Origin of the sequence: Streptomyces sp. NBC_01306 (assembly GCF_026340465.1) — a bacterium.
In the GTDB taxonomy this organism is placed as follows: domain Bacteria; phylum Actinomycetota; class Actinomycetes; order Streptomycetales; family Streptomycetaceae; genus Streptomyces.
The window spans coordinates 4,095,954-4,108,722 of the sequence record NZ_JAPEPC010000001.1; the positions used below are offsets into that span (position 1 = coordinate 4,095,954).

A 12,769-nucleotide genomic window follows, 5' to 3' on the forward strand; every position below is an offset into this window, starting at 1 on the left:
TCACGTACAGGGAGACGATACGACCGTCGATTCAGGTTCTCGGACGGTTCGGCGCTGACCCGGAACCGGAAGGGAGGGGAAAGGAAGAGAGAGGGGGAGAGGGAAGGGAACAAGCCAGCCGCCGTCGCCCCCGCCCCACCCGCACCCGCCCCCCACCCCTCTCACGCGGTACCTTCAGCCGGGACCGGGACGGTCCCCGTACCCCCGCCCACAGAGGAGCACAAGCCGTGATCGTGGAAGCGACAGACGCAGCCGATCCCTTCGGGACGGCCCGCCTGAGGCGCGGCGTGCTCGATGCCTGGGCCACCACCCCCGCCCGATTCCGCGAGGACGCCAACGCCGAGGAGGACCTCGCGCTGGGCGGTTACCGCGACCGCCTCGTCGTCGAACTCGCCCAGAACGCCGCAGACGCGGCGGCCCGCGCCGGTGTGCCGGGCCGGTTCCGGCTCACGCTGCGGCCGGGCGAGGGCAACGATCCCGCCGTACTCGTCGCCGCCAACACCGGCGCCCCGCTGGACGCCACCGGTGTCGAGTCGCTGAGTACGCTGCGCGCGTCCGCCAAGCGACCCGGCTCCGAAACAGCCGACACCCACGCGGCGGTCGGCCGCTTCGGGGTCGGATTCGCCGCCGTCCTCGCGGTGAGCGACGAGCCGGCGGTCGTCGGCCGGCACGGCGGCGTCCGGTGGTCCCTCGCCGAGGCCCGCGAACTGGCAGCCGAAGCGGCCGCCCGTACGACGGAAGGGCAGCCGGACACCGGATCCGACGGCCTCGCCGACGAGTTGCGGCGCCGCGAGGGACACGTACCGCTGCTGCGCCTCCCGCTGCCCGCCGAAGGCACCGCCCCCGACGGGTACGACACCGTCGTCATCCTGCCGCTGCGCGACGCCGGCGCCGAGGACCTGGCCCGGCGGCTGGTCGCCGCCATCGACGACGCGCTGCTGCTGACCCTGCCCGGCCTGGCCGAGATCGTCATCGAGACCCCGGACGGCGTCCGCACCCTGACCCGCTCCGAGCACGGGGCCTACGTCCACATCGACGACAGCGCGGCGGGCGGCGGGATCCACCGCTGGCGCACCGTCGCCCACCACGGCCCGCTGGAGCGCGCGCTGCTCGCGGACCGGCCCGTCGAGGAGCGGCTGCGCCCGCACTGGTCGGTCACCTGGGCCGTCCCGGTCGACGGCGACGGCGCCCCCGTGCGCCCCGCCACCGCCCCCGTCGTCCACGCGCCGACCCCGACCGACGAACCGCTCGGCGTGCCCGCGCTGCTCATCGCCTCGCTGCCGCTCGACACCGCCCGCCGCCACCCCGCGCCCGGACCGCTCACGGACTTCCTGGTGCAGCGGGCGGCGGACGCGTACGCGGAGCTGCTCGGCGGCTGGGAGCCGGTCTCGGTCGCGACCATCGACCTGGTGCCGGGCCCGCTCGGCAAGGGCGAACTCGACGGCGCGCTGCGGGCCGCGATCCTGGAACGGCTGGCCCGCGTGGCGTTCCTCGCCCCCGCCGCACCGCTGGAGGACGTGGGCGGCGAAGCCGAGGAGGAAGGCAGCGAGCGGCGGCACGCCCTGCGCCCCTTCGAGGCCGAAGTCGTCGAGGGCGCGGGCGAGGACACCGTACGGGTGCTGGCCGAAGTGCTGCCGACGCTGCTGCCCGCCGGGCTCGAACGCCGCGCCGAGCTGCGCACGCTGGGCGTCGGCCGGCTCCCGCTCGGCGACGCCATCGACCGCATCGGCGGCGCCGAACGTGCCCCGTCCTGGTGGCGGCGGCTGTACGAGACCCTCGCCGGGGTCGACCCGGACCGGCTCTCCGGGCTGCCCGTGCCGCTCGCGTCGGGCCGTACCGCCGTCGGCCCCCGGCAGGTTCTGCTGCCGCTGGCCGACACCCCCGCCGACCTGGCCCGCCTCGGTCTGAAGGTCGCCCACCCGGACGCCGCGCACCCGCTCCTGGAGAAGCTGGGCGCCCTGCCCGCCACCCCGCGTGCGGTCCTGACGACCCCCCAGGTGCGGGCGGCCGTCGCCGCCTCGATGGACGCCGGGGAGATCTGGTACGACGAAGAGGACGAGGGCGCACCGGACGCCGACGAGCTCGCCGAGGTCGTGCTCGCGCTCGTACGCGAGGCGGAGCTGGAGCCCGGCGACGAGCCCTGGCTCGCGGCGCTCGCCCTCCCCGACGAGGACGGCGAGACCGTACCGGCGGGTGAACTGGTCCTGCCCGGCAGCCCGTTCGCCGCGGTCATGCGCGACGGCGAACTGGCCCTGTGCGACTCCGAGCTGGCCGAACGCTGGGGTGAGCAGCCGCTGACCGCCTGCGGTGTGCTCGCCACCTTCGCCCTGGTCCGCACCACGGATGTCGTCCTGGACCCCGACGAACTCGAACCGCGCGAGGGCGACTTCGCCGAGCCCGACGACGCCGGACTGCTCGACGCGGTGGACGTCTGGTGCGAGGACGTGCTCGACCAGCTGCCGCAGGGCCCGGTGCCGCCGGTCGCCACCGAGATCGTCGCCGTACGGGATCTGGAACTGGTCGACGACGACAGCTGGCCGCAGGCCCTCGCGCTGCTCTCCCGTCCCCCGCTGCGGGACGCCCTGACCCAGCCGGTGCGGGTGCTGCTGCCGGACGGTACGACCGAGTCCGTACGCCCGTACACCGCCTGGTGGCTGCGTGGTCACCCGGTGCTCGACGGCCGGCGCCCGGCCGGGCTGCGGGCCGCGGGCGGTGACCCGCTGCTGGCCGGTCTGTACGACGAGGCGGACGCGTCCGGTTTCGACGACGAGCAGGTGCTGCGCGCGCTGGGCGTACGGACGTCCGTGGCCGCCCTCCTCGACGAGCCCGGCGGCGCGGCCGAGCTGCTGACCCGGCTGTCCGACCCGGACCGGGAGGTTTCGGCACGGCAACTGCACGCGCTGTACGGGGAGTTGGCGCGGCTCGACCCGGAACAGGTGACGCTGCCGGACGAGTTGCGGGCGGTGGTGGACGGCGAGGTGCGGGTGGTGGACGCCGCCGAAGCCCTGGTCGCCGACGCCCCCGACCTGCTTCCGCTGACGTCCGGCGCGGCCCTGCTCCCGGTGGCCCCCGACCGGGCCGCCGAACTGGCCGAGCTGCTCCAGGTCGGGCGGCTGAGCGAGAGCGTGGAGGCCGAGGTGACGACGGCGGGGGATGAGCACCAGGTCCCGGAGGCGGTACGGACGCTGCTCGGTCCCGGCACTCCGCGTACGTACGTCGAGCATGAGGAACTGCTCGCGAACGGCGTCGAACTGGACTGGCACCGGACCCGTGACGGGGTGCTGCACGCGGCCACCCTGGAGGGGGTGGCGGCGGGACTCGCCTGGGCGGCGGGGCAGTGGCCGCGCCGTTTCGAGGTGGCGGCGCTGATCGAGGACCCGTCGCGCACGGAGGAGCTGGAGCGGGACCGCTGGTTCGACTGAGGGATCCCGGTCGGGCCAGACGGTTTCAAAATCTTCACATCACGCACAACCTTTCACCCAGGTCGCTTGTCTGGTCTGTGAAGTCACCAGGCTTCACCGACCACATGGGCCACGCGGATGGACGAAACCTCCGCCGGTCCCCTTCTCCACTTGGGGAACAAAACATGCGTATACGTGCCACCGTGGCCGCCGTCACCGGTGCCTTGGCTCTTTCCGCTTTCATCGTCCCGGCCGCCGCCCAGGCGGACGGGGCTCCCGGGGCGGGTGTCCTGGATGCCGCCCGCTCCGTGTTCAAGACCGCGCCCCACGGCGTGCAGGCCCACGTCACCCGGGCCGCCGTCGACACCAGGGTCAGCAGCGTGACCGTGAACGGCGGCAAGGACATCGTCCTCGGCACCACGGTCGCGAAGACCATCACGGCGAGCGTCACGGCCACCGACAACTCCGGTATCCAGGACGCCGTGGTCTTTCTCTGGCACGGCAGCAACATCGACAGCGACGTCGACGGCTACCTGGGCCCGAAGGTGGACGACAACACCTCGCAGGTCTCCAAGTGCACCAAGGTGAACGCCACCACGTCCACCTGCAAGGTCTCCTTCAAGGTGGACCCGCGCTCGCAGAACGACCTGTACAAGAACAGCCTCGCCGGCACGTGGAAGGTCTACGTCTCCGCACTGGCCAAGGACGGCGAGTGGGTCGAGTACAACGCGTACAAGTCCCAGCACGTCCAGCGCGCGTCGACCCAGACGGTCAACGCGGCCCCCGAGCCCGTGAAGAAGGGCAAGACCATCACGGTCACGGGCAAGCTGGCCCGCGCCAACTGGGAGAACTACAAGTACCAGGGCTACACCGGCCAGCCGGTCAAGCTGCAGTTCCGCAAGAAGAACAGCAACACCTACACCACCGTCAAGACGGTGAAGACGAACGGCACCGGCAACCTGACGACGACCGTCAAGGCGGTCGAGGACGGCTACTGGCGCTACAACTTCGCGGGCACGACCACGACTCCGGCGGCGATCGCCACCGGTGACTTCGTCGACGTGAAGTAGCACCGTCCGCGGGGTCCGTCCGCAGGGCATCCAGTCCCGCGGGCGGACCCCCGGCCCCGCTACCGCCCCGGGTGGTGCCGGTCCACCCACCGCCAGACCACCTCGATGCCCGCCGACGCGACCACCGCGATCCCCACGCCCGTCCACGGCATGGCCGCCCCCACCAGCTTCAGCGCGAAGAAGTGCTGGAGCGCGGGGACCACCATGACCAGCAGGAACGCCCCGGCCATCGCCAGCACCAGACAGACCCGCCACCAGGTGTAGGGGCGGGCGATGATCGCCAGCACCCACATCGAGACCAGGAACAGGGTCAGGGTCGCGACGCTCGTCTCGGCGTCCAGGGACCCGGCTCCCACGTAGTAGTGCCGGGCGATCATGTACGCCACGAAGGTGGCGACCGCCGCGATGATGCCGCACGGGACCGAGTACCGCAGCACCCGCCGTACGAAGTGCGGTTTCGCGCGTTCCTTGTTCGGGGCGAGGGCCAGGAAGAAGGCCGGGATGCCGATCGTCAGCGTGGAGAGCATGGTCAAGTGCCGTGGCAGGAACGGGTACTGGATCTGGAAGCAGGACACCAGGATGGCCAGCAGCACCGAGTAGACGGTCTTGACCAGGAAGAGCGTCGCCACCCGGGTGACGTTCCCGATCACCCGGCGGCCCTCGGCGACGACCGAGGGCAGCGTCGCGAAGCTGTTGTTGAGCAGCACGATCTGCGCGACCGCCCGCGTCGCCTCCGAGCCCGAGCCCATGCTCACGCCGATGTCGGCGTCCTTCAGGGCCAGTACGTCGTTGACGCCGTCCCCGGTCATCGCGACCGTGTGACCGCGCGACTGGAGCGCCGCGACCATGTCGCGCTTCTGCTGCGGCGAGACCCGGCCGAAGACCGAGTGCGAGTCCAGCGAATCCGCCATCTCCTCCTGATCGGTGGGGAGTTGCCGGGCGTCGATGGTGTCGGCGGCACCGGCCAGGCCCAGCTTCGCGGCCACCGCGCCCACCGACACCGCGTTGTCGCCGGAGATCACTTTGGCGGCGACGTCCTGGTCCGCGAAGTACGCCAGGGTGTCGGCGGCCTCGGGCCGCAGCCGCTGTTCGAGCACCACCAGCGCGGTCGGCTGCGCCCCTGCCACGACCTTGCGCAGGTCACCGCCGCCGTCCTCCTCGGCGTGTGCCTCACCGTCGTCCAGGCTGCCCGCCGCCTGTGCGAGAAGCAGCACCCGCAGCCCCTCCTCGTTGAGCCGGCCGACCTCCTGGAGTGCCGGGTCCCCCTCCGGGAGCAGCACATCGGGGGCGCCGAGCAGCCAGGCCGAGGACTCGCCGTCCCCCTCGCCGAAGGCGGCCCCGCTGTACTTGCGGGCCGACGAGAAGGGCAGCGCGCGGGTGCAGCGCCAGCCCGAGGTGTCCGGGTAGGCGTCGACGATCGCCTGGAGGCTGGCGTTGGGCCGCGGGTCGGACGCACCGAACGCGCCGAGCACCTGCCGTACGTACGCCTCGTCCGCCCCGCCCAGCATCCGCAGCCCGGTGACGTTCATACCGCCCTCGGTGAGCGTGCCCGTCTTGTCCAGGCAGACCACGTCGACCCGGGCGAGGCCCTCGATGGCGGGGAGTTCCTGCACCAGGCACTGCTTGCGGCCGAGCCGGATGACGCCGATGGCGAAGGCGATGGAGGTGAGGAGGACGAGCCCTTCGGGGATCATCGGGGTGATGCCGCCGACGGTCCGGGCGATGGAGTCCTTGAGGTCGTGCCGCTCGTGCACCAGCTGGCTGATGATGAGCCCGGCCGCGGTCGGGACCATCATCCAGGTCACGTACTTGAGGATGGTGGAGATACCGCTGCGCAGCTCGGAGTGGACGAGCGTGAAGCGGGACGCCTCGTCGGCGAGCTGCGCCGCGTACGCCTCCCGGCCGACCCGGGTGGCGGTGAACGCCCCGCCGCCCGCGACGACGAAACTCCCCGACATCATCGGGTCGCCCGGCTTCTTGTGCACGGGGTCGGCCTCGCCGGTGAGCAGCGACTCGTCGATCTCCAGGCCATCGGCCTCGACGGTCTCGCCGTCCACGACGACCTTGTCGCCCGGGCCCAGTTCGATGAGGTCGCCGAGGACCAGGTCGGATGTGGAGACCTCGCCCGCTGTTCCGTCGCGCCGTACGGTCGGCTTCGCCTCGCCGATCACGGCGAGTCCGTCGAGGGTCTTCTTGGCGCGGTGCTCCTGGATGATGCCGATACCGGTGTTGGCGATGATCACGTAGCCGAAGAGGCTGTCCTGGACCGGTGCGACGAACAGCATGATTACCCAGAGCACGCCGATGATCGCGTTGAACCGGGTGAAGACGTTGCCCCGGACGATGTCGGCGGTGGACCGGCTGGACCGTACGGGCACATCGTTGACCTCGCCCCTGGCCACCCGCTCGGCCACTTCGGCGGTGGACAGCCCGGTCGCGCGGGCCGGTTGTGGCAGCTCGACGGGGTGGACGGGGTCCAGCTCGGACCCCGCGTCGATATACGGCCCTTGCGTCATGGATCCGACGTTAAGGCCAGAACCACACGATTACCCGGCGAGATACCGGAAGATCCGCCCTCGGGAGGAGACGGGACAGGACGGGCCTCATCCTGCGGCCGTAGGGACCCGGAGGGGGGCGGTGCGACGAGTGTGCCCTGCACGGAGGGCGTGTGCCTCGCGCGGAGGCCAGGTGCCCTTACGCGGAGGACGTGCCCTGCGCGGAGGGGCGTGTGCCCTACGCGGAGCCGGGCGTGGCGTCAGGTCCCTGGCCGGCCTCCGCCTGGGCCGCCGCGCGCTTGAGTGCCGCGTCGCGCCCCCGTACGTACCAGATCCCGACAAGCCCGAGAGCGGCGCCGGCCGCGCAGGTCCAGAGCCACCACAGATGCCCGTGGTCGTCGAACCAGCCGTAGAAGGGCAGCTGCACCAGGAAGAGGACGAACCAGATGATCGTGCCGCCGGTGATGGTGGCGACGACGGGCCCCTCCAGGGGCTCGGGTGCCTCATGTACGGGTGTCCACTTCGCCATGACCGACAGTCTATGCGGGGGAGTGCGAGGCGATGCCGGGCCAGGTGGCCCAAGGCTCTACGCGCGGAGATAGCGATCTTCGACTTATGTATTCATACTGAAACGGCTTCCAATTGGCTCGTTCCTTTCGTTTAAACGTCCAAATATGGCCGTTTCTCATCACATGACACTTGAGGTCGCGCGCATGTCACCCTCGGCCACCGCTCCGGTCGACGCTGTTCCACCATCGCCATCCGGCGGGCCGCAGAATGCCTTTGACCGCTATTTCAAGATCACCGAGCGCGGGTCGAGCGTCGCCCGCGAGATCCGCGGCGGTTTCGCGACCTTCTTCGCGATGGCCTACATCATCGTGCTCAACCCGATCATCCTGGGCAGCGCGCACGATATGAACGGGCATCAGCTCAACGGCGGCCAGCTGGTCACCGCCACCGTGCTGACCGCCGCCTTCTCCACGCTGCTCATGGGCGTCATCGGCAATGTGCCGATCGCGCTGGCGGCCGGGCTCGGCGTGAACACCGTCGTCGCCCTCCAGCTCGCACCCCGGATGACCTGGCCGGACGCGATGGGCATGGTCGTCCTGGCGGGCATCGTCGTGATGCTGCTCGTCGCCACGGGTCTGCGGGAACGCGTGATGAACGCCGTACCGCTCAGCCTGCGCAAGGGCATCGCGATCGGCATCGGCTTCTTCATCCTGCTGATCGGGCTGGTCGACTCGGGCTTCGTCTCCCGTGTCCCGGACACCGCGCACACCACGGTCCCGCTCCAGCTCGGCTCCGACGGCCATCTGCACGGCTGGCCGGTCCTGATCTTCGTGATCGGCGTGCTGCTGACGCTGGCGCTGATCGTCCGCAAGGTGTCCGGCGCGATCCTGATCTCCATCGTGGCGATGACGATCGCCGCGATGATCGTCGACGCCGTCGCCACCGTCCCCAGCTGGGGTCTGACCTCCCCGCACTGGCCGGGCAACCCGGTGGCATCGCCGGACTTCGGTCTGGTCGGCCAGGTCAGCCTGTTCGGCGGATTCCACAAGGTCGGCGTGCTGACCGGCGTCCTCTTCGTCTTCACCGTGCTGCTCTCGTCGTTCTTCGACGCCATGGGCACCATCCTCGGTGTCGGCGACGAGGCGAAGCTGACGAAGCCGGACGGCACCTTCCCCGGCATCAACCGGGTGCTGTTCGTGGACGGCATCGCGGTCGCCGCGGGCGGTGCGACCTCGTCCTCCGCCAACACCTGCTTCGTGGAGTCCACGGCAGGCGTCGGCGAGGGTGCCCGTACGGGGCTTGCGAGCATCGTGACGGGTCTGCTCTTCACGGTGGCGCTGTTCCTCACGCCGGTGGCGACCATGGTCCCCTCGCAGGCGGCCACCCCGGCGCTGCTCGCGGTGGGCTTCCTGATCCTGGCGGGCTCGGTCAGGGACATCGACTGGTCCGACTTCACCGTCGCGATCCCGGCGTTCCTGGCGATGGTGATGATGCCGTTCACCTACTCGATCACCAACGGCATCGGGATCGGCTTCATCTCCTTCACCGTCCTGCGGATCGCCGTCGGGCGCTGGCGCCAGGTGCCCGCGGCGATGTACATCGTGTCGGCGGTCTTCGTCTTCTACTACGCGATGCCGGCTCTCGGCCTCACCTGAGGCCCGGCCGGCCGTTGGCAGGGGCGTCTACGTACGCCCGTAGAACTTCTCCGTCTCGTCGACGGCCGATTGAAACCGTTCGTCGAAGTCGTCGCGAATGAGCGTCCGGACCACATAGTCCTGGACGCTCATTCCGCGTTTGGCCGCGTGGTTCCGGAGCCGGGCGAGCAGCTCCCCGTCTATGCGCAGGCTGAGCACGGTCGATCCCATACCCGACAGCGTCGCGGGACCGGCCGCCGCCGCGCGTCACTTTCGTGCCTCGCCTCACTCGTATGGGTGATGTCGCTCACCGGATGGCATACCGGGTTGGTCTTTAGCATAGGTAATGAGTTACGCTAACAAACATGCCTGACCTTTCGCCCGCCGACAAGGCTGCCGCCGTCGACTCACTGCGCTCCACCGTGATGCGCCTGAGCCGTCGGCTCAAGCACCAGCGTGTCGACGAGTCCCTGAGCCCGACCGAGATGTCGGTGCTGGCCACCCTCGCCCGCTGTGGCTCCGCCACCCCTGGTGAGCTGGCCCGCAAGGAGCATGTGCAGCCGCCCTCGATGACCCGCATCGTGGCGCTCCTGGAGGCCAAGGGCCTGGTCAGGCTGGAACCGCACCCCGACGACCGCAGACAGAAGGTCGTCAGCCAGACCGAGGAGGCGCAGGAGATGCTCGTGGAGAGCCGGCGCCGCCGCAATGTCTGGCTGGCCGAGCTGGCGGAGGGGCTGAACGAGGACGACTGGGTGAAGCTGCGAGCTGCCGCCCCCGTCCTGGAGAAACTCGCCCAGCTCTGACCCCGCACAAGGCCACCCCTCCCGGTGGCCTTGCCCTTGTCCACTCCGGCCCCCACCATCCGCACCGGCTCCCTCCACTGATCCCGGCCAATCCCCACCGATCCACACCAATCCGCACCTGTCCACACTTGTCCACACTGTCTACGCCCAGGAGGCGACCCCTGTTGAGTTCGGGACCCGGAGCAGACTCCGCCCCCGCACCGCACGAAACTGCTACCCGGACTTCGATGTTCAGCTCGTTGAAGGTCCGTAATTACCGGCTGTTCGCCACCGGTGCCGTCGTGTCCAACACGGGCACCTGGATGGCACGTATCACCCAGGACTGGCTGGTCCTGAGCATCACGGGATCGTCCGCCGCCGTCGGCATCACGACGGCCATGCAGTTCCTTCCGATGCTGCTCTTCGGCCTGTACGGCGGAGTCATCGCCGACCGCTTCTCGAAGCGGAAGCTGCTCTTCTGCACCCAGGGCGCGATGAGCATCGGCGGCCTCTTCCTCGCCGCGATGACCCTCACGGGCAACGTCCAGGTCTGGCACGTCTATGTGACCGCCTTCTTCACCGGTCTGGTCACCGTCATCGACAACCCGACCCGGCAGTCCTTCGTCTCCGAGATGGTGGGCCCGGACCAGGTCCGCAACGCCGTCAGCCTGAACTCGGCGAACTTCCAGTCCGCCCGGCTCATAGGCCCCGCCGTCGCGAGTGGACTCACCGCGGCTGTCGGCCCCGGCTGGGCGTTCCTCGCCAACGGCCTCTCCTTCCTCGCACCGCTCACCGGACTGCTGCTGATGCGCAGCAGCGAACTGCACCACACGCAGCGCACCCCGCGTGGCAAGGGGCAGCTCCGCCAGGGCCTGGACTATGTCTCCAAGCACCCCGATCTGATCTGGCCGATCGTCCTGGTCGGCTTCGTGGGGACCTTCGGCTTCAACTTCCCGATCTGGCTCAGCGCGTTCGCCAACGACACGTTCCACGGCGGCGTCGGGATGTACGGCCTCTTCAACACCCTGATGGCCATCGGCTCACTTGTCGGCGCCCTGCTCGCGGCCCGGCGCGGCACGTCCAGGCTGCGCATCCTGGTCGGGGCGGCGATCGCCTTCGGCGCCCTCCAGGTCATCACCGCCTGGTCTCCGTCGATCTGGATGTTCGTCCCGCTGATCACCGTGATCGGCATCCTCGGCCTGACGGTCAACGTCACCGCCAACTCCTCGGTGCAGATGGGCACCGAACCGGAGATGCGGGGCCGGGTGATGAGCCTGTTCATGATGGTCTTCACCGGCGGCACCCCGCTGGGCGGCCCGCTCTTCGGCTGGCTCACCGACTCGTACGGCGTCCGCGTGAGCTTCACGCTGGGCGGCGCGATCTGCGCGGTGGCGGCGATGGGCGTCGGCCTGATGCTGGCCCGCGCGGCCAACCTCCGCCTGGAGGTCGACCTCAGGCGCGGCCGCCGCCACGTGGGCTTCGTCCCGCGCGAACAACTCGCCACGGCGGCGTGAGCCTCGCGGCGTGAGCACGGACGGTCCCGCGAACGGGCCGGGGCGGACAGCCCCGGCCCGGCGGGACCGCGTACACCGGCTTCAGTCGCGGGGGAAGTCGCCGGTCTCCAGGGTGAGGCCGACGGCCGTTCCGGTCAGGTCGATGGGGTAGCCGAAGTCGAGTGTCACCGTGCCGTGGTACTCGTCGTCCTTCGGCAGCGTGTGCAGCTGCCACCTGCCGGTGTACGGGTCAGCGATGACGTACACGGGAACACCGGCGGTGGCGTAGGTGGCCTTCTTCGGCCCGTAGTCGTTGGCGGCGGTGTTCTTGGAGATCACCTCGGCGACGAACTCGATGTCCTGGTAGCGCCAGTGCCCCTTCTCGTCCTTGGCAGCCCCCTCGACGAGAGCCACGACGTCCGAGGCGAAGCCGTTCAGCAGCCCGGGAAAGTCGATGCGCACATCGGACTTCACCCGCTGACGGGGGTACACGGCGCGGAGCTGCTCGACGATGTCCAGGATGATGTCCCAGTGCGTGTCCCGCTGCGGTGACATGAAAATGTTCCCCCCGACGATCTCGACCTTGAATCCCTCGGGGGTCGGCTCAAGCCACTCGAACATCGAGTCCAGAGTGCGCTCGTCGCTGGTGTCGGCCATCTCGATCCTGTCGTCGACGACGGTCATCGTGGCGCTCCTCCCCACTGCCGCAGGGTGCGGGCAGTCGCGCGGTACAACGATACGCACGGTGACCGGGGTACGCCGGGAACGGGCCAGGAGTGCGGCCGGTCTCAGTCGCTCAGTCGCGGGGGAAGTCGCCGGTCTCCAGGGTGAGGCCGACGGCCGTTCCGGTCAGGTCGATGGGGTAGCCGAAGTCGAGTGTCACCGTGCCGTGGTACTCGTCGTCCTTCGGGTACGTGAAGACATGGCAGACGCCGGTGTACGGGTCGGCGATCAGATATACGGGGACTTCGGCGGCGGCGTACGCGGCCTTCTTGGGCCCGTAGTCGTTGGCGGCCGTGCCCTCCGAGATCACCTCGGCGATCAGCTCGACGTCCTGGTACCGCCAGCGGCCCCGGGCGTCCTTCGTCGCGTCGGCCCGCAGTTTGGCCACGTCGGGGGCGAAGCCGTTCAGATGGCCCGGGAAGTCGATCCGGACGTCGGACGTGACCTTGACGTCCATCCCGAACGCGTCCTCCAGCGCCCGCACGATCCTGCGGATGATCTGCCAGTGCGCGTCCCGCTGCGGCGACATGTGAATGGTTCCCCCGACAATCTCGACGTGGTAGCCCTCGGGGACGGACTCCACCTGCTCGAAGAGCAGGTCCAGGCTGTCGGCCATCTCGATCCTGTCGTCGACGACGGTCATCGTGGCGCTCCTCCCCAC

General features: G+C 70.0%; 10 protein-coding genes. 5 read left to right on the forward strand and 5 right to left on the reverse strand.

Features of this window, described 5'->3' with window-relative positions:
* Positions 1 to 233: 233 nt before the first annotated feature.
* Both OG385_RS18105 and OG385_RS18110 read left to right on the forward strand, forming a co-directional pair.
* Positions 234 to 3,422, forward strand: coding sequence for a sacsin N-terminal ATP-binding-like domain-containing protein (locus tag OG385_RS18105; RefSeq protein WP_266855680.1), 3,189 nt, complete (start codon positions 234 to 236; stop codon positions 3,420 to 3,422).
* A 164-nt stretch (positions 3,423 to 3,586) separates the two neighbouring features.
* Complete coding sequence (locus tag OG385_RS18110; RefSeq protein ID WP_266855681.1) at positions 3,587 to 4,471, forward strand: DUF5707 domain-containing protein; 885 nt, start codon at positions 3,587 to 3,589, stop codon at positions 4,469 to 4,471.
* 59 nt (positions 4,472 to 4,530) lie between these two features.
* On the opposite strand, the gene OG385_RS18115 is transcribed toward OG385_RS18110, so the two are convergent.
* Entirely contained in the window at positions 4,531 to 6,987 is a 2,457-nt protein-coding gene (locus OG385_RS18115) for an HAD-IC family P-type ATPase (protein ID WP_266855682.1), read from the reverse strand.
* Between the two features lie 217 nt (positions 6,988 to 7,204).
* Complete coding sequence (locus tag OG385_RS18120) at positions 7,205 to 7,495, reverse strand: DUF2530 domain-containing protein (protein WP_266855683.1); 291 nt, start codon at positions 7,493 to 7,495, stop codon at positions 7,205 to 7,207.
* 184 nt (positions 7,496 to 7,679) lie between these two features.
* Between OG385_RS18120 and OG385_RS18125 the strand changes: the two genes are divergently transcribed.
* Positions 7,680 to 9,131, forward strand: a complete 1,452-nt coding sequence (locus OG385_RS18125; RefSeq protein ID WP_266855684.1) for an NCS2 family permease — start codon at positions 7,680 to 7,682, stop codon at positions 9,129 to 9,131.
* Between the two features lie 27 nt (positions 9,132 to 9,158).
* Here OG385_RS18125 and OG385_RS18130 read toward each other — a convergent pair whose 3' ends face one another.
* Positions 9,159 to 9,341: a ribbon-helix-helix protein, CopG family gene (locus OG385_RS18130; RefSeq protein WP_266855685.1), complete on the reverse strand. Its 183-nt coding sequence runs from the start codon at positions 9,339 to 9,341 to the stop codon at positions 9,159 to 9,161.
* 134 nt (positions 9,342 to 9,475) lie between these two features.
* Between OG385_RS18130 and OG385_RS18135 the strand changes: the two genes are divergently transcribed.
* Together OG385_RS18135 and OG385_RS18140 are read left to right on the forward strand one after the other, a co-directional pair.
* Positions 9,476 to 9,913 carry a MarR family winged helix-turn-helix transcriptional regulator gene (locus OG385_RS18135; protein ID WP_266855686.1) on the forward strand — a complete coding sequence of 146 codons (438 nt, stop codon included), beginning with the start codon at positions 9,476 to 9,478 and terminating at the stop codon, positions 9,911 to 9,913.
* A gap of 164 nt (positions 9,914 to 10,077) precedes the next feature.
* Positions 10,078 to 11,406, forward strand: coding sequence for an MFS transporter (locus OG385_RS18140; RefSeq protein ID WP_266855687.1), 1,329 nt, complete (start codon positions 10,078 to 10,080; stop codon positions 11,404 to 11,406).
* A gap of 81 nt (positions 11,407 to 11,487) precedes the next feature.
* Here the strand turns inward: OG385_RS18140 and OG385_RS18145 are convergent, their stop codons facing one another.
* Positions 11,488 to 12,069 (reverse strand): Uma2 family endonuclease, encoded by a 582-nt coding sequence (locus OG385_RS18145; protein ID WP_266855688.1) that lies wholly within the window; start codon positions 12,067 to 12,069, stop codon positions 11,488 to 11,490.
* Positions 12,070 to 12,181: 112 nt separating this feature from the next.
* Positions 12,182 to 12,751 (reverse strand): Uma2 family endonuclease, encoded by a 570-nt coding sequence (locus OG385_RS18150; RefSeq protein ID WP_266855689.1) that lies wholly within the window; start codon positions 12,749 to 12,751, stop codon positions 12,182 to 12,184.
* Positions 12,752 to 12,769: the final 18 nt, after the last annotated feature.